The sequence below is a fragment of the Nonomuraea polychroma genome (assembly GCF_004011505.1).
GTDB classification, from domain to species: Bacteria; Actinomycetota; Actinomycetes; order Streptosporangiales; family Streptosporangiaceae; genus Nonomuraea; species Nonomuraea polychroma.
Map to the genome: position 1 here is coordinate 6103620 of NZ_SAUN01000001.1, position 24118 is coordinate 6127737.

At 71.0% G+C, this 24118-nt stretch carries 22 protein-coding genes and 1 riboswitch; of the genes, 8 read left to right on the forward strand and 14 right to left on the reverse strand.

The genetic code is table 11. The features are described from left to right. Nucleotides 1-11: 11 nt before the first annotated feature. From EDD27_RS27790 to EDD27_RS54595, 4 genes are read left to right on the forward strand one after another with little or no spacing between them, the layout of a single operon-like run. Nucleotides 12-458, forward strand: coding sequence for a hypothetical protein (locus EDD27_RS27790; protein ID WP_241564287.1), 447 nt, complete (start codon nucleotides 12-14; stop codon nucleotides 456-458). Then, entirely contained in the window at nucleotides 455-850 is a 396-nt protein-coding gene (locus tag EDD27_RS27795; protein ID WP_127934995.1) for a hypothetical protein, read from the forward strand. Before EDD27_RS27790 ends, EDD27_RS27795 begins: the two co-directional genes overlap by 4 nt. 33 nt (nucleotides 851-883) lie before the next feature. Next, entirely contained in the window at nucleotides 884-1381 is a 498-nt protein-coding gene (locus tag EDD27_RS27800; protein ID WP_241564288.1) for a sigma-70 family RNA polymerase sigma factor, read from the forward strand. After that, nucleotides 1381-3291 carry a hypothetical protein gene (locus EDD27_RS54595; RefSeq protein ID WP_164903817.1) on the forward strand — a complete coding sequence of 637 codons (1911 nt, stop codon included), beginning with the start codon at nucleotides 1381-1383 and terminating at the stop codon, nucleotides 3289-3291. The genes EDD27_RS27800 and EDD27_RS54595 overlap by 1 nt, the downstream gene beginning before the upstream one ends. Here EDD27_RS54595 and EDD27_RS27810 read toward each other — a convergent pair. Together EDD27_RS27810 and EDD27_RS27815 are read right to left on the reverse strand one after the other, a co-directional pair. Further along, entirely contained in the window at nucleotides 3282-4772 is a 1491-nt protein-coding gene (locus EDD27_RS27810; RefSeq protein WP_127934996.1) for a carboxyl transferase domain-containing protein, read from the reverse strand. The two genes, EDD27_RS54595 and EDD27_RS27810, sit on opposite strands and share 10 nt — an antisense overlap. 74 nt (nucleotides 4773-4846) lie before the next feature. Beyond that, nucleotides 4847-6004: a CaiB/BaiF CoA transferase family protein gene (locus tag EDD27_RS27815; protein ID WP_127934997.1), complete on the reverse strand. Its 1158-nt coding sequence runs from the start codon at nucleotides 6002-6004 to the stop codon at nucleotides 4847-4849. A gap of 109 nt (nucleotides 6005-6113) precedes the next feature. Between EDD27_RS27815 and EDD27_RS27820 the strand changes: the two genes are divergently transcribed. Continuing rightward, entirely contained in the window at nucleotides 6114-6644 is a 531-nt protein-coding gene (locus EDD27_RS27820; protein ID WP_127934998.1) for a uridine kinase family protein, read from the forward strand. Here EDD27_RS27820 and EDD27_RS27825 read toward each other — a convergent pair. Then, entirely contained in the window at nucleotides 6631-7311 is a 681-nt protein-coding gene (locus tag EDD27_RS27825; protein ID WP_127934999.1) for a histidine phosphatase family protein, read from the reverse strand. The two genes, EDD27_RS27820 and EDD27_RS27825, sit on opposite strands and share 14 nt — an antisense overlap. 69 nt (nucleotides 7312-7380) lie before the next feature. Between EDD27_RS27825 and EDD27_RS27830 the strand changes: the two genes are divergently transcribed. Then, on the forward strand, nucleotides 7381-9339 hold the full coding sequence (locus EDD27_RS27830; RefSeq protein ID WP_127935000.1) for a hypothetical protein: 1959 nt from the start codon (nucleotides 7381-7383) through the stop codon (nucleotides 9337-9339). Here EDD27_RS27830 and EDD27_RS27835 read toward each other — a convergent pair. The 5 genes from EDD27_RS27835 to EDD27_RS27855 form a co-directional block, all read right to left on the reverse strand. Further along, nucleotides 9324-11330: an outer membrane protein assembly factor BamB family protein gene (locus tag EDD27_RS27835; RefSeq protein WP_164903818.1), complete on the reverse strand. Its 2007-nt coding sequence runs from the start codon at nucleotides 11328-11330 to the stop codon at nucleotides 9324-9326. The genes EDD27_RS27830 and EDD27_RS27835 overlap by 16 nt on opposite strands. A 66-nt stretch (nucleotides 11331-11396) precedes the next feature. Further along, a complete protein-coding gene (locus EDD27_RS27840) occupies nucleotides 11397-12152 on the reverse strand; it encodes an ABC transporter ATP-binding protein (protein ID WP_164903819.1) in 756 nt (251 codons plus the stop codon). After that, the gene (locus EDD27_RS27845; protein ID WP_127935003.1) at nucleotides 12149-13156 is read right to left on the reverse strand and encodes an ABC transporter permease; all 1008 of its coding nucleotides are present in this window, start codon (nucleotides 13154-13156) and stop codon (nucleotides 12149-12151) included. Before EDD27_RS27845 ends, EDD27_RS27840 begins: the two co-directional genes overlap by 4 nt. Further along, nucleotides 13153-14133, reverse strand: a complete 981-nt coding sequence (locus tag EDD27_RS27850) for an ABC transporter substrate-binding protein (RefSeq protein WP_127935004.1) — start codon at nucleotides 14131-14133, stop codon at nucleotides 13153-13155. The genes EDD27_RS27845 and EDD27_RS27850 overlap by 4 nt, the downstream gene beginning before the upstream one ends. Continuing rightward, complete coding sequence (locus tag EDD27_RS27855) at nucleotides 14130-15269, reverse strand: agmatinase family protein (RefSeq protein ID WP_127935005.1); 1140 nt, start codon at nucleotides 15267-15269, stop codon at nucleotides 14130-14132. The genes EDD27_RS27850 and EDD27_RS27855 overlap by 4 nt, the downstream gene beginning before the upstream one ends. Before the next feature lie 51 nt (nucleotides 15270-15320). After that, nucleotides 15321-15419: riboswitch (guanidine-I (ykkC/yxkD leader) on the reverse strand. A gap of 122 nt (nucleotides 15420-15541) precedes the next feature. On the opposite strand from EDD27_RS27855, the gene EDD27_RS27860 reads away from it, so the two are divergent. Further along, entirely contained in the window at nucleotides 15542-16411 is an 870-nt protein-coding gene (locus EDD27_RS27860) for an NAD(P)-dependent oxidoreductase (RefSeq protein ID WP_127935006.1), read from the forward strand. A gap of 212 nt (nucleotides 16412-16623) precedes the next feature. Here EDD27_RS27860 and EDD27_RS27865 read toward each other — a convergent pair whose 3' ends face one another. The 4 genes from EDD27_RS27865 to EDD27_RS27880 are packed head-to-tail and all read right to left on the reverse strand — an operon-like array spanning nucleotide 16624 to nucleotide 21494. Further along, a complete protein-coding gene (locus EDD27_RS27865) occupies nucleotides 16624-17193 on the reverse strand; it encodes a hypothetical protein (RefSeq protein WP_127935007.1) in 570 nt (189 codons plus the stop codon). 45 nt (nucleotides 17194-17238) lie between these two features. Beyond that, nucleotides 17239-19053 (reverse strand): hydantoinase B/oxoprolinase family protein, encoded by a 1815-nt coding sequence (locus tag EDD27_RS27870; protein ID WP_127935008.1) that lies wholly within the window; start codon nucleotides 19051-19053, stop codon nucleotides 17239-17241. Further along, on the reverse strand, nucleotides 19050-21065 hold the full coding sequence (locus EDD27_RS27875; RefSeq protein WP_127935009.1) for a hydantoinase/oxoprolinase family protein: 2016 nt from the start codon (nucleotides 21063-21065) through the stop codon (nucleotides 19050-19052). Before EDD27_RS27875 ends, EDD27_RS27870 begins: the two co-directional genes overlap by 4 nt. A gap of 6 nt (nucleotides 21066-21071) precedes the next feature. Continuing rightward, nucleotides 21072-21494, reverse strand: coding sequence for a hypothetical protein (locus EDD27_RS27880; protein WP_241564289.1), 423 nt, complete (start codon nucleotides 21492-21494; stop codon nucleotides 21072-21074). A gap of 24 nt (nucleotides 21495-21518) precedes the next feature. Here EDD27_RS27880 and EDD27_RS27885 point away from each other — a divergent pair, with 24 nt between their 5' ends. Continuing rightward, nucleotides 21519-22160 carry a thymidine kinase gene (locus EDD27_RS27885; RefSeq protein ID WP_127935010.1) on the forward strand — a complete coding sequence of 214 codons (642 nt, stop codon included), beginning with the start codon at nucleotides 21519-21521 and terminating at the stop codon, nucleotides 22158-22160. Nucleotides 22161-22178: 18 nt separating this feature from the next. Here the strand turns inward: EDD27_RS27885 and EDD27_RS27890 are convergent, their stop codons facing one another. Beyond that, nucleotides 22179-23075: a hypothetical protein gene (locus EDD27_RS27890; protein WP_127935011.1), complete on the reverse strand. Its 897-nt coding sequence runs from the start codon at nucleotides 23073-23075 to the stop codon at nucleotides 22179-22181. Between the two features lie 80 nt (nucleotides 23076-23155). Further along, nucleotides 23156-23848 carry an SRPBCC family protein gene (locus EDD27_RS27895; protein WP_127935012.1) on the reverse strand — a complete coding sequence of 231 codons (693 nt, stop codon included), beginning with the start codon at nucleotides 23846-23848 and terminating at the stop codon, nucleotides 23156-23158. Nucleotides 23849-24118: the final 270 nt, after the last annotated feature.

Here is a 24118-nt window from a genome sequence, read left to right on the forward strand (position 1 = left end):
AAAGTAGTACCGTGAGCGGAACGCAGATGCAGAAGGTGATCCCGCCGCGTCTGCTTGTGCCATACCTGTCGGGCAAGCGCACGGTGATCTCCGGCTACGTCTATCGGGTGCAGGACTGCGTCAGGCTGACCACGCCCGAGGGGCTCTACTGGGGGCTCGACCTGTCGTTCGACGGATCGGAGTTGTTCGCCGAGGTGCCCGAGCTTTACGTGATGCGGTGGTTCGCCCGCGACGTGGACACCTATGCGGTGCCGTACGGGCCCCACATGGGAGGCGACTGGAGCGACGCGCCGCCGTTCGCCGGCAACGGGTTCACCACCTCGCCCGACCACGTGGTGCCGCAGTTCCACACCGTTCCGATGCCGATCCCGGCCGGGGCGGAGATCGTGCACGTCACCCGGGACGGTGAGCGGCCCTTCGCCGAATACGACGGGCTGACCTGGCGGCCGGCCGCATGAGCGCGGAAATCACGCCGGTGGCGTCGGGGTTCGTGGCCCGCTACGGCGAGCGGACCCTGCCCGCCGCACTCGGACCCGACAACGACCAGGTGGTGTTGTTCAGCGAGGCCGAGCTGGAGGGCTTCGAGCCGGCGGCCGGCTACTGGCGGCGCACGGTGGCCAGGTCCGAGGTGGAGTGGCTGGTCCTGATCCGCACGGTGGGGGCGTTCGGCGGGGAGCCGTGCATCGTGCTGGACGAGGACGAGGACGGGCTGCACATCGCCTACACCGGGCACAGCGGGATGAAGGCGGAGGCCCTGGGCTACTGGATGGTGGATCACGGCGCCTACGAGGTTGTGGTGCCCCGCGAGGAGGTCTTCTCCATCCGGGTCGAACGTATCCCGGTTCCTTAGTCAACCGGCACGCGCCTCGTGTGTCTCTGAAGTGTGATCGACACAGCGACCATGGCGCAGCCGTCGTTCGCCGAGTTATTCGCCGCCCAATACCAAGGCCTGGTACGCCTGGCGGGCCTGCTCGGCGCCGACGACCCCGAGGACATCGCCCAGGAGGCGTTCGCCCGGCTGCACACCAGGCGGCTGCGCGACGACGGGGCCGCGCTGGCCTACCTGCGCGCGACCGTCTGCAATCTGACGCGCAACCGGCTGCGGCACCTCAGGCTCGTCCGGCTGCGCCGCCCCGAGCCCCCTGAACCGGCGCGCAGCAGCGAGCACGACGTGCTCGTCGCCGAGGAGCACCGCGAGCTGCTCGCCGCCGTCGACCGCCTGCCGCGCCGCCAGCGCGAGGCCCTGGTCCTGCGCTACTGGCTGGACCTGTCCGAACGCGAGATCGCCGACGCCATGGGCGTGTCGCCCGGCTCGGTGAAGACGCACGCCAGCAGGGCCCTTGCCGCCCTCGGCAAGGCGCTGAAGGAGGAGGACGCGTGATGGACCAGCTGGAAGAGCGCCTTCGCGCCGCGTTCGACGCGCGCGCCCGGACCTACGAGGCGAGCCCGGACGCCTGGGCGCGGGTGCTCGCCCGCCGGCCGCGCCGCCGCCCCGGCCGGCTCCTCGTGGCCGCGCTGCCCGCGGCGCTGCTGGCCGTGTTCGTTCCCGTCCTGCTCAACGGGGGCCTGGGCAGGAACACCGCGGCCGACCCTGACGCGATCTACCGGGAGCTCATGCGTGATCGTACGCCCGCCGGCGAGCAGGTGACCGTGGAGAATCCGACCGAGGGCAAGCCGCTGCGGCTCTGGTTCGCCAAGGCGCGGGCGGGCTATCCCGAGGTCTGCTACATCGCGGAGCGGGCCGCAGGGAACCCGTACGGCGGCTGCTCGGACGTGCCGGAGCAGTGGGACGTCTGGTTCTCGGGCAGCACCCTGCGCGACGGGGCGGCGACAGCACTGGACTGGGGCGTGGCGACGCGGAACATCGGCGCCGTCACCGGGATCACGACGTCCGGGCGGAAGATCACGGGCACGCTGGTGACCCCGGAGGGGGCGCCGTACCGGATCTGGACGGTGACCTATCCGGCCCAGGACGCGATGACCAGCGTCGAGTACGCCGACGAGCAGGGCAGGAGCATCGCGCGATCGTCCCGCGACATGCTCTCGCCGCCGTCCGGGCCGGCGATGGGCCCGGCCATGGAGCTGTCCGACGGCATCACCGTGCGGCCGCACCGGACGAAGGACGGCGCCGAGCTGAACTGGTCGCGGAACGGCGCGCACCTCGGCGGGGGCCTGGCGACCACACGGGACGCGCCGGTGATCGTGAACGTGCGCGACGACGTCATCACCGGCTACGCCCGGGACGGCGTGGCCAGGGTCGAGGTGTCCGTCAGCGGCGGGGGCACCACCAGCCTGGAGACCCGGCCCGATCCGTGGGGCCTGGGCATCGTGTTGTTCGCCGACGCCGGCGTGGACGGCGACGGGTACCAGGGCTACCGCGCGGTCGCCTACGACACCACGGGCAAGGAGATCTGGCGGCATGAGGAACCGTCCAGGGAGAACCCCGGCCCGGACACCCGGACGATCGGCCCCGTGATGGCCGTCCCCGGCACCGAGGGCTCCGGCCGGCCGATGCGCGTCTGGTTCTCCCAGCACGACGGCGACCCGCAGATGTTCTGCGCGTCCGGAGGCGCCTCACCGGCCGACCGGGGTATGATGTGGTGCGCCGCCACCGGCCAGGAGCATTCCTTCCCGGTCCAGTCGACGACCGCCTACCTGCCGGAGCCGGGAGCCGTCATCCACTTCGGCCCGGCCCGCGACGACTGGGAGTGGGTCGAGGCGGTGCTCGCCGACGGGCGGCGGGTGCGGGCCGAGTTCCTGCGCGGCGAGGGCGCCCCGCTGCGGGTCTGGCACGCCTCGGTGCCGCTCGACGCCCAGGTCGGGGGCTACATCCTGAAGGTCCAGGGCCAGGCGGCCCGGCCGGTCGCCACCTTCGACAAGGCTTGTGGCAGGCAGGTCGCCTCGTCCGCGTCCGACCGACTCGCCTTGCCCGAGAACATCACGGCACTCCTGAGCGGAAGCTGCATGGCCTTCTGGGAGGACGGCGAGATGGTGCCGGCCCTTCCCGGGCCGGTCCCCGGCGCGAAGCTGAGCGAGCAGTTCGACGCCCGGCGGCCGGCGTACTGGAGCCACGGCGACAACGCCTGGTACGGCTACGCGCCCGCCGGCACGGCCAAGGTCGTGATGACCCTGAAGGTCGGCGGGACCGCCACAGCCGCGGCCGTGCCCGATCCCTGGGGGCAGGGCGTGACGTTGTTCGCGGGCGTGACGCCCAAGGGAACCGACTTCGGCGAGGGAGCGACCCTCACGGGCTATGACGCCGACGGCAAGGAGGTGTGGACCTACCGCTGACCCATGGTGCGGTAGCGGGCCTGGCGGGCCGCGAGACGGTCCGCCGGGTTCATCGCCAGCAATCCCGCGATCTCGTGCTCCAGCGCCCGCCCGACCCGCTCGCAGAACTGCCTCGGCTCGTACGCGGCGTCCGGCAGCTCCGGGATGACCCGGTCCACGATGCCGTCGTGCCGCAGGTCGGTGGCGCGGATGCGCTGCGCCTGGGCGATCTCGGGAGCGAAGTCGACCGAACGGTAGAGGATCGCCGAGGCGCCCTCGGGCGGCAGCGGCGACAACCAGGCGTGTTGCGCGCAGAGCACCCGGTCGGCGGGCAGCAGGGCCAGCGCCGCGCCGCCCGCGCCCTCACCGAGCAGCAGGCAGACGGTCGGCGCGTCGAGCATGACGAGCTCGGCCAGGCAACGGGCGATCTCGGCGGCCAGCCCGCCCTCCTCGGCCGCCTTCGACAGGTCGGCTCCGGCCGTGTCGACCACGGTGATCAGCGGCAGGCCCAGCTCGGCGGCCAGCCGCATGCCGCGCCTGGCCGCCCGGAGCCCCGCCGGGCCGAGCGGCGAGCTGGCCCGCTGGACCCGCCGGTCCTGGCCGAGCACCACGGCCGGCGCGCTGCCGAACCTGGCCAGCGCCAGCAGCAGCCCCGGCTCGTTCTCCCCCTCCCCCGTGCCGCTGAGCGGGGTCACGTCAGTGGCGGCGAGCTTGAGCAGCGCACGCACGCCCGGCCGGTCGTCGCGGCGCGAGCGGGTGATCGCCTCCCACGCCTCCACCGGCCGCAGGTCCTCCTCAGGGGCCGGTCCCGCCTCGACGGCGGACCGGTCGGCGGCCAGCACGGCCAGCGCCTTGATCGCGATCTCCCGCAGGTCGCCGGCCGAGACCACGGCGTCGAGCAGCCCCTTGCTGTGCAGGTTTTCAGCGACCTGCACGCCGTCGGGAAAGGGATAGCCGTGCAGCGCCTCGAACACCCGCGGACCCAGGAACCCGATCAAGGCCCCTGGCTCGGCGGCGGCGACGTGCCCGAGCGATCCCCACGACGCGAACACCCCGCCCGTCGTCGGATGCCGCAAATACACCAGGTAGGGCAGCCCGGCGAGCCGGTGTGCCTGGAGCGCGGCCGTGATCTTCACCATCTGGACGAACGCGAGCGCGCCCTCCTGCATGCGCGTGCCCCCGGAAGCGGGCGCGGCCAGCAGCGGCAGCCGCTCGCGGGTGGCCCGCTCGACCGCCGACACGAACCGCTCGGCCGCCGCCACCCCGATCGAGCCGGCCATGAACGAGAACTCGCACGCCACGACGGCCACCCTGCGACCGCCGAGCAGCCCCTCGCCGCTGATCACCGCCTCGTCATAGCCGGACTTGACGCGGGCGGCGGCCAGCTCGTCGGCATAGGAGGAGCCGGGCTCGGCCGGGTCGGCGGGCGGCGCGTCCCACGACTTCCACGATCCCCGGTCGAGGACCGTTTCGATCAGTGTGCGCGCGTCCGGACGGCTCACTATCGCTCCCTAATTATCTGCCGATGTTGCAATGTTGACGCGCGAGCGCATCAGACGGTGCCACCGATCGTGAATCATCCTTCACGTTCCTCCAGCCAGTCCAGCACCGCGTCGCCGTCCTGGCCGAGCAGGGGCGGCGCGGTGTGCTCCACCTCGGTCAGCCCGTCGAAGCGCAGCGGCGGCCCGGGCAGCTCGATGCGGCCGAGCACCGGGTGCTCCACCTCGACGACCAGGCCCTGCGAACGGGTCTGGTCCCAGGTATAGACCTCGTCGAGCGATCTGATCGCACCGGCCGGCACTCCGGCCTCACCCAGCTCGGCCAGCCAGTGGGCGCGGTCGTGGGCGGCCAGGGCCTTCTCCATGTCGGCGATCAGCTCGTCGCGGTGGGCGCGCCGGTCTTTGTTCGTGGCGTATCGGGGAGTCTCGGGGTCGATGCCGAGCAGGGTGGCGACCTTGCGCCACTGGCCCTCGTTGGCGGCGGCGATCTGCAGCATGCCGTCGGCGCAGCGGAAGGAGCCGTACGGGGCGATGGAGACGTGGTGGTTGCCGCTGGCGGCGGGCACCTGGCCGCCCACCGTCCATGCGGTGCCGTGGTAGGCGTGCACGCCGGTGACGGCGGCCAGCAGCGAGGTGCGGACGACCCGCCCCTTGCCGGTGCGCGCGCGCTCGTAGAGCGCGGCCGCCACGCCGTAGGCGCCATGGATGCCGGCCAGCAGGTCGGAGATGGAGGCGCCGACGCGGTACGGCTCGTCGGGCGAGGGGCCCGTCAGCGACATCAGCCCGGCCTCCCCCTGCGCGATCTGGTCGTAGCCGGGCCGGCCGCCCTCCGGGCCGTCGTGGCCGAATCCGGTGATCGACAGGATGACCAGGCGCGGGTTGAGCTCGTGCAGCCGCTCGACGGAGAAGCCGAGGCGGTCGAGCACGCCGGTGCGGAAGTTCTCGACGAGCACGTCGCTCTGGCGGACGAGGCGCTCGATGAGCTGCTTGCCCTCGGGGGACTTCATGTCGACGGCGATGGACTGCTTGTTACGGTTGGCCGCCAGAAAATACGTCGAAATATCCTGATCGGGGCCCACGAACGGCGGGCCCCATCCGCGTGACTCGTCGCCTCCGTCCGGATGCTCCACCTTGATCACCCGTGCGCCCAGATCGCCGAGCATCTGCGCCGCGTGCGGCCCGGCCAGGGCCCTGGACAGGTCGAGCACGACGATGTCACCGAGGGGTCCGAGCACGGTTGTCCTCCTGCTTGCGTCCGGGCTGCTTGTGCGTCCGGGCTGCTTGTGCGTTCGAGCGAAAGAACATTCTCTCAGTTGCCCGTCCCCCGTCATCTAACCTGGGTCGATGAATTCGCTGGCCGACCGCATCAGGAGCCTGCCGCCCTCCTGCGGGCCGGTCCGCCTGGTGGCCGTCGACGGGCCCGCCGGGGCGGGCAAGACCACGTTCGCGAAGCGGCTGGGGGCGGCGCTCGCGTGCCAGGTGATCCACAGCGACGACTTCCCCGTGCCATGGGAGGAGGGCCCCGGACACTGGTTCCACGCTTTGGAGGAGCAGGTGCTGCACCCGCTCCAGCACGGTCAGCCTGGAGGATTCCGCAGGTACGACTGGGTGCGCGGCGAGTACGCCGAGCAGGTGACGGTCCCGGTCGCGCCGGCCCTCGTCATCGAGGGCGTCGGCACGGCCCGCGCCTCGGCGGCCCACCTGCTGGCGTTCGCGGTATGGCTGGAGGCGGCGGAGCCGGTGCGTTTCGCCCGCGTGCTGGAGCGGGACGGGCCCGGGCTGGAGCCGCGGTGGCGGGAGTGGTTCGCGGCCGAGAAGGCGTGGTTCGCGGCGGACCGCACCCGCGAGCGGGCCGATCTCGTCATCCGGACGTGAGGTGCGCGACGTCGTTGAAGCGGACGAGGTCGAACCGGCCGCCGCCGGTGCGCCAGACGGAGACGGACGCGTTGAGCACCGGCGCGAACGCGAGCACGGCCGCCAGCTCCGCGTCCGGGCCGCCCGCGATGACGTGGCGCAACCCCAGCACCACCGAGTCGTGGGCGACGATCAGCACCCGCCGCCCGTCCGCCCGCCCGTCCAGATCTTTCAGGAAGTCTCTGAGCCGGACGACGACGTCCGCCAGGGACTCGCCGCCGGGCGGCCGGAAGGCGTAGGCGCCCTCCTCCTCCCGCCGCGCCAGCTCCTCGGGGAACCGCTCCCTGATCGCTGGCAGGTTGTAGTGCGCGAACGCCCCCGCCTCCTGGTCCCTGAGGCGCTCGTCCACGCTGACGGGAAGCGGGTCCACGCCCCACGCGTGCTGCGCGATCTTCCACGTGTCGAGCGCCCGCAGGTAGGGCGAGCACCACACCAGCTCGGGGACCTCGGCGGCGGGCATGCCCGCCAGTAACCGGCCCAGCGCGGCGGCCTGCATCCTGCCCAGCTCGGTCAGCGTGACCTCGTGGTCGCCTGGCTCGTAGAAGAGCGGCCGGTCGCCGGCCTGCTCATGAGCGAAGTTGGCCTGGCTCTGTCCGTGTCGCACCGCGATGATCTGCACCGGCCCCATCCGCCCATCTTGCCACGGAGCCGCCGACCAATTACGGTCAAGGCCGTTATCAGCCATCGGAGGTCGCACATGCGCATCTTGGCAGCAGCACTCCTCATCGTCTTATCTCTCTTCGCTCCGGCCCAGGCCGAATCCGCATCAGCCCCGCCCACGAGATGCGGCTTCCACACCCTCGGCAGGCTCCCCCTGACGGGTGCCACCACCGCGGGCACCGCACTGGACGCCACCCACCCGCAGGGCCCGCGCGTCTACTCCGTCACCTCCAGCGCCTCCGGCCCGGCACTGCTCGGGATCAGGGACGCCCGCGACGGCCGTCTGATCGCCGAGCGGCCACTCCCGCTCGCCCTCGGCTCCTGGGCCGTCACCGTCGCCCCGGACCACTCGGTGTACGTGGGCAGCTACAACGCCACGGCCGGGGCGATGGGCCGCCTCTTCCGCTACACCCCGTCCACCGACCACGTGAGCGAGCTCGGCATCCCCATCGCGACCGAGACGTTCATCTGGACCGTCGCCGCCGCCCCCGACGGCTCGGCCGTCTACGGGGGCACCTCGCCCACGGGCAAGCTCTTCCGCTACGACACCGCGACCGGCCGGTACACCGACCTGGGCAGCCCGGTCCCGGGCGACCAGTTCGTCAGGGACCTCGCCGTGGGCGAGGACGGCACCGTGTACGCCGGCGTCGGCGCCGTCAGCATGAAGGTCGCGGTGCTCTCCCCCGACGGCACGCTCCAGCGGGTGATCGACCCGCCGATCGAGGGCAGCGGTTACGCCTACGACGTGGACGTGGCCGGACGCCACCTGCTCGTCCGCTTCGGCACCTCCACGGGAACCAACCCCATGGGCGTGTACGACCTGGACGAACGCAAGTGGAAGGACGTCGTGCCGGACGTCGACAGCCTCACCGTCGGCGGCGGCAGGCACGGCCAGGACCTCTACCTGTTCCAGAACAGCGAACTCGCCAAGTACGACCTCGAGACCGGGAAGATCACCAAGCTGGGCTTCACCGAGTACGGCGAAGGCGCCGCTCGCACGCTCGGCTGGCTCGGGCACACGCTCGTCGGCACCAGCTCCACCGGCCGCATCTGGCACTTCGACCGCAAGACCGGGCAGAGCCGGCTGCTCGACGGCACGCTGACCGGCCAGCCCGTCAGCATCCGCTCACTCGGCGCGGGCCCCGACGGCCGGATCTACGCGGGCGGCTTCTTCACCGGGGGCCTGGCCGCCTACGATCCCGCCACCGGTGAGTCCGCGTACTGGCCGAACGTCGGCCAGAGCGAGGGCATCGTCACCCACAAGGGCAAGCTCTACCTCGGCGTCTACCCCGGCGCGCGGATCTACGAGTTCGACGGGACCGCGCCCAGGCTGCTCCTCGACCTCGGCGGCCAGGAGCAGGACCGGCCCTTCGCGATGATCTCCGCGGGCGACTGGCTGGCGTTCGGCACGGTGCCCAAGTCCGGCACCCATGGCGGCGCGCTCGGCCTGCTCGATCCCGCCACCGGGCGCACGGTGATCAGACGGGACATCATCCCGGGCCACAGCATCATCGGGCTGGCCTACCGCGACGGGATCGTCTACGGCGCCACCTCGGCCTTCGGCGGCACCAGCACGCCGCGGGGCGAGGCCGTGGCGTTCGCGTACGACATCGCCACGGACTCGCTCCTCTGGCAGACCACTCCCGTGCCCGGCGACCTGGCGCTCGGCTCGATCGCCTTCGACGGCGCCGGGCGGCTGTGGGGGCTGACCCCGGACACCCTGTTCGAGCTGGACCCGGCCAGCGGACGGACCGTCAGGAGCGTCAAGCACCAGACCTATCCCTGGTCCAGCGCCACGCAGGTCTGGCTGGACACCCACCTCGTCTTCCACAAGGGCTTCCTGTGGGGCAAGGTGCAGGGGAAGGCGTACCGGATGGATCCGGGGACGATGGCGCTCGCGCTCATCGCCCGCCCGATCTCCAACCTGACCCTCGGTCCCGACGGCCACCTCTACCTGTCACGCTTCGAGAACTTCTACACCTACCGCGTCTGCTGACCGGTCAGCCGGAACAGGCGCGGTCCCTCGGCGAAGTAGACGTCCCCGGACCCGTGCACCGCGAGCTGGTGCACGGGTCCCTGCCGCAGCACGGTGTGCCGCCCGGTCCGCGGGTCGAGGGAGAAGACGTACTGGCCGGCGTGCGCGCCGTACAGGACGTGATCGCGCCGGTTGAAGGCGAGCTGCCCGCTCGCGCTCTTGCTGCCCGACAGCGTCACGCGTTCGACCACCTTGCGGGCGGCCGTGCTGACCGCGAACACCTCGCCACCGGCGATCCCCCACAACCGCCCCCGGTCGTCGAACGCCAGCGCCGGGACGGCGGGCTTGCCCGGGGCGGGGACGATCTCCCACAGCAGCCGGTTCTCCTTCACCGACCAGGCGAACAGCTTGGCCTCCGGCTGCGTCGGCGGCGTGGCCGACTGGCCGCTGTAGATGGACGTGCCGCCGTAGAGCACGCCGTCGTGGTAGGCGAGGGAGACGATGCTCTGGTCCTTCACCACATGGCGCTGCGCGTGCTTGAGCGTCCCGGTCCGCGGATCCCACACCGCCAGCACGCCGCCCAGGTGACCGAGGTCGGGCATGGTGCCCGCGGCAAGATAGCGGCCCGCCGACACCAGAGCCCGCGGCCTGATCTGCTGGTCCGCGGCCAGGTCGAACAGCCGGGCCGGGTTCGCCGCCGGGCCTGGCTCGGGGCTCGGCGAGTACTCGGTGCTGTTCCACGGCAGCGCCGGGTCGTAGGCGTACACCCTGGCCTCGGGATAAGCGCCGATGTAGAGCTTGCCGTCGTGGGCGGTCATGTCCTCGCTCTGGGAGAACGTGTGGAACTCCTCCCTCTTGCCCGTCTCCGGGTCCAGCGCGGCGAAGCCGCCGTTGAGGAAGCCGCCGGCGTACATGCGGCCGTCGGGGCCCTCCGCGAGCGCGGTCACGTCGATGGGCTCGCCCTTGACCGCCGTCTGCACGAACGACTTGGCGCCGGTCTGCGGGTTGTAGCGGAACATCAGGCCGCGCCACAGCAGTCCGACGACGCTCTTGCCCGGATAGTCCGGCAGGCCCAGCTCGGCCCAGCCGATGCCGCGCGTGTTGGCCACCCGGCCCGTGATGGGCACGCCTGTCCCCGTCGTGCCCTTGGTGCGGGGGTCGTAGCGGACCAGCTCACCGCTCTTGACCAGGTAGACCGCGCCGTCGTCGTCCGGGGGCGAGACGTCCAGGCCGTGCGCGACGTCGAGCGTGTCGCTCCACCGGCCGGCGGCGATGTCCCAGACGTGCAGCGGGCCGGGGCTCGAACCGCCGAAGCGGACGTAGAGGTAGCCGGCCGCGACGTTCACGTCGTAGGCCCACTTGCCTGCCGGGTCGAGTCCGTCGGGCGTGGGCAGTTGCCTGGTCGCGCCGGAGGCGGCGTCGATCTCGAAAACGGCTGCGGGGGCCTCGGTGCCCGCGTAGATCTTCCCGTCGGCGTAGGAGACGCTGCGGACGTAGGCGTGGCTGGGTGAGAGCCTGCCGTAGTCGCGCACGCCGGTCGCCGGGTCGTAGGCGAACAGCCGGCCGCCCGGCGAGGTGCCGCCGTAGACGGTGGCGCCCTCGCCCGCGGCCACGGTCCAGATGAAGTTCTCCGAGGGCAGGGGCCTGCCGAGGTCCTGGACGCCGCCCTGGTCCGTCCAGCGGTAGAGGCGGCCGTCGCCGTACGTGCCGACGTAGACGCCGCCGTCCGGAGCGGCGTCCACGGCCCAGGAGCCGGCGGCGCCCGGCAGGTCGTACCTGCCCACCTCGGCGCCGGTCGCGGGATCGACCGCGTTGAGGTGGGCGGGGGCACCCGAGGAGGCGCCCCACAGCACGGTCCGGCCGCCGGGTCCCGGAGCCACCACGCCGCCGATCAGCAGCACGTCCTCCAGGGGAACGCCGAGATCCTCCACGCGTGGCGCCGACGCGACCGCTGGGGCGGCGCCGAGCACGGCGAGGGCGGTCACCATGCCGCACGCCAGTAAGCGTTTCATTAGGGTCATGACCGAAACCTAGGAAGGCGCGTCGTTTCCCGTCAATAGCGGATAACGGTAAAGGAACTAATCTCGTGTCGATACTCGTCCTCTGATGAGGTCCTCGACCGTCGCGCGGAGGTCGAGGAAGTCCGGCGTCCGCTTGAGCCCGATCTCCCGGCGGTCGGGCAGCGGCACGGGCAACTCGGCCGCCACGCGTCCCGGGTCGGACGTGAGCACGATCACGCGCCTGCCGAGCAGCACGGCCTCCTCGACGTCGTGCGTCACCATGAGCACCGTCGCGCCGGTGTCGCGCCAGACCTGGTGCAGGAAGAGCTGCATGTCCTCCTTCGTCTGCACGTCGAGGGCGCCGAACGGCTCGTCGAGCAGCAGGATGGACGGCTCGCAGGCCAGTGCCCGGGCGATCGCCACCCGCTGCCGCTGCCCTCCCGACAGGTGCCTGGGCAACGCGTGCGCGAGGGTCGACAGTCCGACCTCCGACAGGTACCACTGGACACGCCGCTCGCGCTCGGCGGCGGGCAGGGGCAGCAGCCGCAGGCCGAACCCGACGTTCTCGGCGACCGTGAGGAACGGGAACAGCGCCCCCGACTGGAACACCAGCCCGCGCTCGGGGCCCGGCCCGCTCACGGGAACGCCGTCGAGCTCCATCGTGCCGCCGGTGACCGGCTCCAGGCCGGCGATCATGCTGAGCAGCGTGGACTTGCCCGAACCGCTGGCGCCCACGATGCAGACGAAGTCGCCGCGTCCCACCTCCAGGCCGATGCCGTTGAGGACGCGGTGGCCGGCGTACTCCTTGACGACGTCGCGCAGCACGAGCGTCACCCCACCCACCTCCCGATCCTGGCCCTGGCCAGCCTCAGGCCGACGTCGATGGCGAGACCGACGACGCCGATCACGACGAGCACCGCGAAGATGCGGTCGGTCTGCAGGAAACGCTGGGCGCGGACGATCCGGTAGCCGAGCCCGGACTCGGCGGCGATCAGCTCCGCGACGACCACGAAGTTCCATGCCGCGGCGGCGTTCACGCGCATCGCGTCGAGGACGCCGGGAAGCGCGTACGGCCACACGACCTTGCGCAGCACCTCGCCTCGCGTCGCCCCCAGAGTGGCGGCGGCCTTGCGCAGTTCCCCGGGGACGGCGCGCACCGCGTCGGCCGTCATGAGCGTGTTGAAGAACACCACCCCGATGACCAGGATCGCGATCTTGGACGGCTCGCCGAGGCCGAGCCAGATGATCAGCAGCGGGATGAACGCCGACGCCGGCAGGTACCGCAGCAGCCCGATCACCGGCTCCAGCAGCGCCAGGGCGACCTGGGACGTGCCCATGGCCATGCCCAGCGGCACCGAGATCACCACCGCCAGCCCGAATCCCGCGCTCACCCTGCCCAGGCTGGCGCCGGCGTCCGTCAGGAGTTGCCCACTGGCTGCCATCTCGGCGAACGCCTGCGCGACCGCGACCGGCGAGGGCAGGAAGGTGGGGTCGACGACGCCTATGGAGCTGACGGCCCACCAGAGGGCAAGCGGCACGAGCACCGCCACGGCCCGCAGCCCCCACCGCGTCCGGCCCCGCAACGCCCGGCCGTGCCACCCACGGGCACTCCCCGGCCGCCGGGGCAGCAAGCGGGCGAGCGGTGAGGCGGTCGTGCGCGCCCCGCCCCGGATGGGGCGCTTGGGGAGCGGCGGCCAGTCGGCGCGGTCTCCTGACCGCCGCTCGCTCGTCGGTGCGGCGGCCACCTCTTGTGAGGGGCCCCCGCCCGGTGGCACGGACCTCGACCGCGCTGACTCGGCGCTCTGGGCGGATGCCGTACGGGCAGGTGGACCACTCATGATGACACCCCCTGGACGAAGCGCGCATCCAGCAGGCCGTCCAGCGGCGGGGACGTGTCAGCGAGGCCCGACTGGATCAGGAAAGCACCGATCTCCTTGGCCTGCTTCTCCAGGCTCCCCGAGCTGAACGCCTCCAGGTTGTCGGCGAGCGAGAAGATCGTGGTCCCGGCGTCGTAGTCGGCGTAGGCCTGCTCGCTCACCCCTGCCCGCCCGGCCATGATCGTACGAGCCTCCGCCTTGTTCGCCCCGATCCAGGTCAGCGTGTCGAACCAGGTCTTCACCAGCCCTTGCACGACCTCCGGCCGGTCGGCCGCGAGAGAGCGCGACACCACCAGATGGTCCGGGATGGCCCCGGGAAAGTCCTTGGACGTGGCGATCGCGGTGGCGCCGGGCAGCTCCAGCGCGGTCGTCGTGAAGGGCGCGAACACGCCGACCGCGTCCACCTGCCCTGCCTTGAACGCGGCCGCCGCCGCATCCGTCGGCAGCGGTTTGAACGTGATGTCACTCGGCTTCAGCCCAGCCTTGCGCAGGGCGAGCAGCAGCAGGTAATGATCCACGGTCCCCTGCTCGGCGGCGACCGTCTTGCCCTTGAGCTGCGCCACCGACGTGATGCCCGGCTTGGCGATGATCTGGTCGTTGCCGGTGGAGTTGTCGTTCACCAGCACGACCGTCTGCCGGGCACCGCCGGAGACGGACGCGAGCGTGTCGTTGAGCGTCTGGCTGTTGGCGTCGATGTTGCCGGTGGCGAGGGCGGTGAGGCTGTCGGTGTAGCTGTCGAAGTACTTCAGCTCGACGGTGACCCCGTTCTTGGCGAAGAACCCCTTCTCCTGGGCGACCTGCCACGGGAACCAGCCGGGCCAGGCGGAGAAACCCAGGGTGACGGCCTTCCCGCCGGAGCCCGTGGGCGCGGCGGACTGGCCGCCGCCGCAGGCGGCGCAGAGGACGAGCAGGGCGGCGGCCAGGAGCCGGCGGATCATGACGCGGCCTCCTTCTTCTTGGACGGCAGGTGACCGGAGCGGACCAGGCAGCCGAGCGTGTCGCAGATGACGCGGGTGGCGATCAGCGAGGTGATGTCGGCGTTGTCGTACGGTGGGCTGCACTCGACGACCTCGATCCCGGCCAGCGGCGCCGCGTCGGCGATGATCTGGATGAACTTGAGCACCTCCCGCGGCAGGAACCCGCCCGGCTCCGGCCACCCGGTGCCCGGCACGAACGCCGCGTCCAGACAGTCCACGTCGAACGACAACCACACCGCCTCGGCGCCGCGCCAGGCCACCTCCAGCGCCCTTTCCGCGGCCGCCTCGATGCCCATCTCGACGCAGTCGGTGACCGTCATGATGGTGGTGCCGCGCTCGCGACCCACCTTCACGCCGGGCCTGGGGGCCTGCCAGCCGCCGATGCCGATCTGGACGAGGTTCTGCGGGGGCACGTTCGGGATGTCGGTGGCGTGGAACCACGGCGTCGTGTGCATCCGCTCGTCGAGGTCGGTCTCCTGGGTGTCGACGTGCCGGTCGAAGTGGATGATCCCGAGATTTCCGGACAGGTGCTCGGCGACGCCGCGTACCGTCGGGTAGCCGATCGAGTGGTCGCCGCCCAGGACGACGGGGAAGGCGCCGCTGGCGTACACGTGGGAGACGGCCTTGGAGATCTGGTCGAAGGTCTTCTCGATGTTGCCGGGGATCGTGAAGATGTCGCCGAGGTCGGCCATCGTGATCGACTCGCGCAGGTCCACGCCCAGCTCGAAGCTGTACGGGCCGTACAGCGCGGAGATGCGGCGGATGCCCTGCGGGCCGAACCGGGTGCCGGGGCGGTACGTGGTCCCGCCGTCGAACGGTGCGCCCAGCACGGCCACGTCGTAGTCGCCGCAGGTGCGCACGTCCTCGACGTACGGGGCCTTGAGGAAGGTGTTGATGCCCGCGAAGTGCGGCAACTCTCCGCGCGAGAAGGTGGGGATGCGCCGGTCCACGATGGAGTCGGCGCCCTGCAGGCCCAGCTCCAGAGCGCGGGCCACCTCGCGGTCCCAGGCGGTGGTGGGCAGTTCGGCCTCGCGTTCGACGGCGAAGCGCGCCTCGGGTCCGTAGTCGTCGTGGAGTTTGCGGGGGTGCCAGTGCATTCGAGCTCCGAATGATCGTCGCCCGGCCGGAAGGCAGCCAGGCGTTGGCTGACCTCCCGGGCTTTTGTCCCGCCGTGGAGCGGCCGGCACAGGCCGCCTGCACCTCTCGGACCAGACCCGCGAACCGGCGGAACCCTAGGTGCGCCTCACGCTCTCGGTGAGTCCCCCTCAGTGCACTCCCGCGGTGTTTCCACGCCGTTAAAACCTTGTTCCAGTCGGCTTACCGGCTCCCCGGCCGCAGGCCGCTCCCCCGGCAGTCATACGGTGATTCCATGACTTCTGTCGCGGTACTCGGAACGGGGATCATGGGCGCTCCCATGGCCCGCAACCTGCTCAAGTCCGGCCTGCGTGTCACGGTGTGGAACCGTACCAGGGCGAAGGCCGAGCCCTTGGCGGCCGACGGCGCGGTCGTGGCGGGCTCGCCGGCGGAGGCGGTCGAGGGCGCGGACGTGATCGTCACGATGCTGAGCGACGGCGACACGGTACGCGCCGCAATGACCGCCGCCGCTCCCGGGCTGCGGTCCGGGCAGGTGTGGGCGCAGATGAGCACGGTGGGCGTGGACGCGGTCGCGGGGCTGGCCGCACTGGCGGCCGAGCAAGGGCTGACGTTCGCGGACGCGCCGGTCCAGGGCACCAAGGCGCCGGCCGAGCAGGGCAAGCTGATCATTCTGGCGGCGGGGCCGTCGGCGGCCAGGAAGGTGCTGGAGCCCGTCTTTGACGCGGTCGGCCAGCGGACCCTGTGGCTGGGCGAGGACGGGGCGGAGGGCACGGGGTCCAAGCTGAAGATGGCATCCGTGAGCTACGCCATCTCCCTCACCGCCGTCGTGGCCGAGTCGCTGGCGCTGGCGAAGGGCCTGGGCATGGACCCCGATCTGGTGCGCCAGGTGATCAGCGGCGGGCCGCTGGACAACGCCTACTTCCAGGCCAAGTCCAAGGCCATCATGGAGGGTGACTTCACGCCCAGCTTCACGGTGTCCAATGCCGAGAAGGACACGCGGCTGATCGTCGAGGCCGGGGAATCGGCCGGGGTGAGATTGGACGTGGTGGCGGCGGCCGGGGAGAGGTTCCGGCGAGCGGAGGCTCAGGGGCACGGCGATGAGGACATGGCGGCTACGTATTTCGCGAGCTTCGACAAGGGGTAAACGGTAAGGTCGCAGCACGCCGCCTTCCTACGGGGAGGATGGGAAGTGGGCCCGGGTGTACTGCCGGAATTGACAGGAGCCCGGGCCTGCGCATTCCACGTGACTATCCGTGCGCGTTCGGGTACAGTAGGGGCATCGCCGCCCTCCTGCGGGGGGGATGGAAGTGGGCCCGGGTGGACCGCCGGACGACGGAAGCCCGGGCTTCGCGCTTCTCAGCGGGCATCGATGTTGAGCACCAGCAGGTCGGCGTTTACTTGGCTCCAGAACCTTTCATCACCGCGCTCGGCTAGCGACTTTGCGCCCGCCACGATGTCCGGCAGCCACAGCAGAGGCTCCGCCTCTGGGTGATGCCACGACAGACGCAGCCTTGGCGGGATCGCGTGGCGACCTTTTAGAATCACGACCATTTCGTGATCCCGTTGATCGAGCTCGCTGTGCCGACGTTCGAAGACCACATCGTCCACATGATGATTGCCGAGTTCCCAGAGAAGGCATTCCATGCACTTCCGACGCGCTCGCTCCTGACGCCTCGAATCCAGGCCGGTACCGGCGACAATGACGCCAAGCGGCCGCAACGCCGTCACAGCCTCGATGAGCTGTGCCCGACGCTTGTCGTTCTCGTCGCGCCAGTGCAGCCGCAGCTGACCTCGCAGGAGCAGCGCGCGGAGCTCGGCGCGATAGCGGTCGGCCTGGTGCGGGGCCACCAGCACCGCCGCCATCAAATACAGGCCGCGTGCGAGCAGCATGGATTCATCGACGTAAGCAGAGAACGGGGGGTTCACGAAGGATCATGCTAATCCCCATCCTTACGAAGCGTGATTAACTCCTCACAATTCGTCCACGCCAGCTTGAGCCCGTCCTCCCGAGAGCTTGGCGTACCCAGGCCCCCTGTCGAAGAACCGATCCGCCGGCGGCCGCAGTGTGGCGCGGAGTTCGGCCGTCGCCTGTTCGTCGATGCGGTCCCCGTCCAGCACCACCCCGTAGTCCCCGAGCGCCCCCGCGATCGACACCTTCCCGTCCCGCACGTCGGCCGCCACCGCCCGCGGATCCCGGTCATACGGCGACCCCCAGCCGCCACCCCCGGTGGTCCGGATGCGGATGACCTCCCCGGCCTGGACCGGATAGTCGTCGACCAGGCCCTCCATCTCCTTGCCGGCGATCTCCACCCGGAACGGCCGCCCGGCGAGGCCGCCGTTGACGCCCCAGCAGGACAGGATCGAGCGGTCGGCGATGGACATGTACGAGGCGTCCCGGAGCATCCTGATGTGCTTGTCGTAGCCGAGCCCGCCTCTGAACATGCCGGGCCCGCCGGAGTCGCAGGCCAGCGCCAGCCGCTCCACCCGGAACGGCCACCGCGCCTCGGCGAACTCGACCGGGATGTTGCGCGAATCGGGCACCACGTGAATGGTGTCCTCGCCGTCGGCGTACCAGCGCCCGCCGGAGCCGCCGCCGAGGACCTCGCGCATCAGGTACGGCTGCCCGTCCGCGTCCGTCCCGTACACGCCCGTGTACCGGATCGTCTCCTGGTCGGCCGGCATGCGCCCGCCCGTGGCCTTCGCCAGGACACCGGCGAGCACGCCGAGCAGGCGCAGGATGACGAACGTGCGGGCGTTCGTGGGCGCCGGGAAGATCGGGGTGAGCAGCGTGCCCTTCTCCGGGAAGATCATCTTGATGAGCGGCACGACGCCCTCGTTGACGTCCAGCTCCGCCATCCGCTCCGGCGTGTCGGCCAGGTTGCGCAGCACCGGGGCCAGCCACTTCTTCAGGAACACGCCGTCGGCGTAGTCCCCCGCGTGGTTGATCGGGCCCTTGGCCTGCGGGGACGTGCCGGTGAAGTCGATCGTCAAAGGAGACTCGGCCGCGTGGTCGACGGTCAGCGTGATGCGCTGGGCGTGCAGGCGGGGCTCGTCCACGCCGTCGTGCTCGGCGTAGTCCTCCCACACGTACGTCCCCTCGGGGACCTTCGACAGCAGCTCCCTGCGGAACGTCTCCGTGGTCTTGGAGATGATGGCGTCGAAGCACTCCTCGACGGCCTGCCTGCCGTACCGCTCGAACAGCTCGGCCAGGCGGCGGGCGCCCATCAGGCAGGCGGAGCACTCGGCGTCCAGGTCACCGGCGAGCGAGTCGGGCATCCGCGAGTTGCGGGTCATGATGCGCAGCGCGGCCTCGTTCGGCACGCCCTCGTCCCAGAGCTTGATCGGCGGGACCATCAGCCCCTCCTCGAAGACCGAGCGGGCGTGCGAGGGCATCGAGCCGGGCACGGCGCCGCCGATGTCGTCGTGGTGGCCGAACGCCTGCACGAACGCCACCACCTCGCCCTCGTGGAACACCGGCACGGTCACGCACAGGTCGGGCAGGTGCCCGATGCCGCCCTCGGAGAGGTAGACGTCGTTGTGGAAGTAGACGTCGCCCGGCTTCATCGTCTCGATGGGGAAGTCGCGCACGATCGGCTGGACGAGCGCGCTGTAGGAGCGGCCGGTCAGCTTGCGCAGGCGCACGTCGTGGATGCCGGCGCGGAAGTCGTGCGCGTCGCGGATCATCGGCGAGCGCGCCGTCCGCGCGATGGCGGTCTCGACCTCCTTCTCGACGGAGGCCAGCGTGCCCTCGACGATCTCGATGAGGATGGGATCAGCCGTGCTCAATGGTCACTCACCAGCTCCGCCTTAATCTCCACATTTCCGTACGTGTCCACCGTGGCGGTGAAACCGGGGTGGATGGGGATCGTCGAGCCGTACTCCTCGATCACCGCTGGTCCGCTCACCCGGGCATTGGGGCCGAGGGCGGCCCGCTGGTGGATCGGGGTGTCGCGGGTCTCCTCGAAGTGCACGGGCCGGACGGACGTGGCGCCCACACCGGGCTTCTCCAGCGGGCTCAGGGTCGGGCGGGTGATGGGGCCGATGCCGGAGACGCGCAGGTTCACCCATTCGACCCCGTGGCGGGGGTCGTCGCGGTAGGCGTACCCGTAGAGCTTCTCGTGGGCGTCGTGGAAGCGGTCGATCACCTGGGCGCACCAGTCGGCGTCGACCTCGCCGGCCGGGGCGGGGACGCGGACCTCGTAGCCCTGGCCGTAGTAGCGCAGGTCGGCGCTGCGCACGTAGACCGGGTCGTCGAAGCCCTCGCGGTCCAGCGCCTCGCCCGCCTGATGTTCCAGGTCGTGGAAGATCTCGGCGGCCTTGCCGAGGGAGAGGTCGCGGGTGACGTACGTGCGGACGTAGTCGTTCTTGACGTCCACCGTGAGGAGCCCGAACGCTGAAACGTTCCCGGGGTCGCGCGGGATGACGACCGAGGGCAGGCCCAGGATGTCGATCAGCCGGCACGCCAGCAGCGGCCCCGACCCGCCGAACGTCACCAGCGGGAAGTCCCGCACGTCCAGCCCGCGCTTGACGGTGAGCTGCCGGATCGCGTTGCTCTGGTTGAACGCGCTGATCTCCAGGATCCCGGTCGCGGTGCGCTCCGGGCTGAGCCCGAGCTTGTCGGCCAGCGCCTCGATGCCGGTGCGAGCGGCGTCGGCGTTCAGCGGGATCTCGCCGCCGAGCAGGTGCGGCGGGATGCGGCCGAGGAACACGTGCGCGTCGGTGACCGTCACCTCCGTCCCGCCCCTGCCGTAGCAGAGCGGTCCAGGGTCGGCGCCGGCGGACCTGGGGCCGACCTTGAGCGTGCCTTCGGGCGAGATCCAGGCGATCGAGCCGCCGCCCGCGCCGACCGTGACGATGTCGATCATCGGGATCTTGCACGGGTAGCGGCCGATGGTGCCCTCGGTGGTGATGGAGGGCTCGCCGTCGATCACCACGGCCACGTCGGTCGAGGTGCCGCCGCCGTCCAGCGTGATCACCGACTTGTGCCCGGCCGTGGAGGCGATGAGCGCCGCGCCGAGCGCGCCCGCCGCCGGCCCGGACAGGACGGTGGTGATCGGCTGGTTGACGACCTCGCGTGCCGACAGGATCCCGCCGTTGGACTTCATGACGGAGAACGGCCGGCCCAGACGGTGGGACAGGCTGGCGATGTAGCCGCGCATGGCGGGCTTGACGGCGGCGTCGACGAGGGTGGTGACCGAGCGCTCGTACTCGCGGTATTCGCGCAGCACGTCGCTCGACAGCGAGATCACCGCCTCCGGATGCTCGCGCCAGAGCACCTCGCGCATGCGCCGCTCGTGCTCGGGGTTGGCGTAGGAGTGCAGGAAGCACACGCCGATCGCGGTGATGCCCTTGCTCTTGAACCAGCGAGCCACCTCGATGGCCTGCTCCTCCGAGAACGGCCACACCTCGTTGCCCAGGTGGTCCAGCCGCCCGCCGACGGTCTTCACCAGGTGCACGGGAACGATCCTGGGCGGCTTGACCCAGAAGTAGGAGTTGCCGTAGCCGTCCGGCACGCTCTGCCTGGCGATCTCCAGGATGAACTCGAAGCCCTCGGTCGTGACGAACCCGAGGTTCGCGATCCGGTCCTCGAGCAGCTGGTTCGTGGCCACCGTGGTGCCGTGCACGATCGACCCGACGTCGAGCTCGCCCAGCTTGGCGATGCCCGCGAGGAATCCGTCCGCGGGGTTGGCGGGGGTCGAGGGGGTCTTCGTGGTGAGGATCTCACCGGTCTGCTCGTCCACCGCCACCACGTCGGTGAATGTGCCTCCGGTGTCCACTCCGATACGGACGCTACGCATGGCTCCTCAGCTTGGGCGTCGGCCGAGCACTTCGTCGATGACTCTGGGCGCGTTTTCCGTGCCGACGTACGCCGCCAGCCTGATCACCATTTCCTGCGATCTGGCGAGCTCAGCCTCGACCCTCGCCTTCCCCGACTGCCCCGCCTGCACCCCGAAATATGCACCGATTATGGTACCGATCACTCCCGCTACACCAGCGAACAGCGGAGCGAACTCCCGCGTGGCGAACACGGCGGCGCCGAAGGCGACGAGGACCGCGACGATGCCCACCACGACGACGAGAAAGCCGTATCGCCATCGGGTGGCGTCGGCCTGGGCAGCCGTGAGGTCGTCCTGCTTCATCATCGCGTCGAGCGCCGGCGGTTTATCAGTGACCACAGTTCCTCCTGAAACCTCAGGGGGAAAATGTCCCACGAGGTCATGGAACAAGCCAAGCCGCTAAGCTGGCGGCCCGTGACCGAATCGTCTGCCTTGTCTGCCGTACCGTCTTCCGCCAGGGACGCTGTACTGAAGTTCTACTTCGGCCCCATGGACTGCGGGAAGTCGACGCTCGCGCTCCAGATGAACTACAACCACGGGCGGCAAGGGCGGCGTGGTCTGGTGCTGACCAAGCACGACCGGTCGGGCGGGCCGAAGGTCACCAGCCGGATCGGGCTCGGCCTCGAGGCCATCGAGGTGCACGACTCGCTCGACCTCGTGCGGCTGGTGACGGGAGTGCGTGACCGGGTCGACTATCTGATCTGCGACGAGGCGTGCTTCTACACCGTCGAGCAGATCGAGCAGCTGGCGGACCTGGTGGACGAGTACGGCGTGGACGTGTACGCGTTCGGGCTGGCCTCCGACTTCCGTTCCGTGATGTTCCCGGCGGCGCAGCGGCTGTTCGAGCTGGCCGACGAGGTGTGCCGGTTGCAGGTCGAGGTGCTGTGCTGGTGCGGGCGGCCCGGGCAGCTGAACGCCAGGGTCGTGGGCGGGGCGATGGTCCGGACCGGCGAGCAGGTGGTGATCGGTGACACCGATGCCTCCCCCGTCCGCTACCAGGTGCTCTGCCGCCGCCACCACCGCTCGGGCCTGCTCGGCGAGGGCTCACCCAACTAGCTCTGGCGATGGTGCCGATCAGCCGGCGGCCAGCTCCTCCAGCCGGTACGGAAGGTACGCCGAGTCGTCCACGAGCGCCGACGCGCCGCGCCACCAGCCGAACCACTCGCCGCTGCGCCACATCCAGTCCACCCGCTCAATGGCGGCCACCACATCGCCGACCGTCTCCCAGCGCTCACCGAGTTGCTCGCGGGAGGCGCCGTGGCGCAGGGCCCAGGCCCGCAGGACGCCCACGGCGGCGGCGGGCACCTCGCGGGCGTACGGGTCGGGGTGCTCCCCCGGCAGGCGGTGCGGGCCGAGCCCGGCCGCCACCCCCCAGCTCCACTGCGCCTCCGCGGGCCGCGAATACCGCAGGGAATGGAAGTCCAGGTTGGACCCGAGATCCTCGTCGGCCCGCCGCGTGACGACCGCGTCAAGCCGCCCGCCGGCGTCGAAGTGCACCACCAGCCGCTGCCCGGGCTTGACGCCCGGCGGCAGGTCGAACCGGTCCTCGGCCTGCCAGGAGTTGAGATCGACCGCGGCGACGGCCCGGCCCCACAGCTGGTCGGCGGCGTCGTCGGAGATCCAGGCGGCCAGCATCTCGAGCGCGGTCAGGTCGGTCCACGGCTCGATCGCGACGGCCGTGCGGACCACCTCGTCCGGCGGCGGCAGCTTGCCGCCCCTGGACCGCCCCCACCAGTCGGCGCCCAGCTCGCGGGTGCCGACCAGCAGCGCGGCGATGGCGGCCAGCTCGGCAGACCGCCTGGTGAGGGAGGCGCCGAGGGCCAGTTCGAGCGTGCGGTCGGTGCGCTCGTCCCCGAGCACGGGGCGCACGTCATTGATCAGGGTCTCGGCGGTGGGGCGCTCCTCGCCGAGCAGGTTGCTTACGATTCGCCTGGCTTCTGTCCGTGCGTCCTCCGCGTGTGCCTGCCGCATACCCGCCACGCTACGCCTGGAGATCCTTTTCCGCGAGAGCCCCAGCCGCCCCACCGGTGCTGTGGCCACCCGGCGTGCGGTCAGGAGCGGCGGCGGGAGGCGCGGCCGAGGACCCAGCCGATCGCGACACTCGTGAGCGCGATGCCCGCCCCCATGCCGAACGACGCCAGCATCACCCACGGCCGCGTCTCGGTGTGCCGCTTGGGCGGCCGCTCGTAAACAGCCCCCACGGCACCGGCCTCGCCGGTGCGCTCGCCCGCCAGCGCACCGGGCACAGCGCTCACCGGGACAGCGGCCGTGTCCGGAGAAGGGGCCAGCCCGTGAGCTGCGGCCACCGGCGCGCGCAAATGGTCCTCCACTGCAGCGAAGAACTCCCCCGCCGTCCGCTTGGCCACCGACCCGAGCATGCGCTGCCCGACCCCGCCGATCATCCCGCCGATCACGGCGTCCGCGTCGTAGTCGACCCGGGTCCCACCGTCGATCTCGCTCAACCGTACCTGGACGGTCGCGTCCACCGTTCCCGGCGCGCCCTGCCCACGCGCCTTGAGCGTGAAGCTCTCCGGCGCCAGCGGATCCGCCAGCGCGACCTCCCCCTGGTAGACGCCCTTGATGGACGCCACCCCCGCGTTGACCGTCATCCGGTAGGTGTCCGGCCCGCTCTCCTCGAGGCGCTCGCACCCCGGAATGGTGCGCACCAGCACCGCCGGATCCTGGAGCGCTGCCCACACCTGATCCCTCTGAACGCCGATCACGGCGCTGCCCGCCACCTTCATCCCGCCACTCTAAGAGCCATCCACGTAGATCGGGATAGTCGCTGGCGAACGTGTCTGCCCGGTGGGGTCCTGGTGTCAAGGTCCACCCGAGTCGGCGCCTTATCCATCCCACGGTCACGGCCAGCCCCATCACGCAGAGCAATGAGAGGAGACGACCCGTCACTCAGCTCGTGTCACGCAGCGTGAACACGCTCGGATCTCACCTCGATTGCGCATCACAACCACGATCAAGACCGTCGAGCGTCGCGCATCCAAGATGACAGCCACACT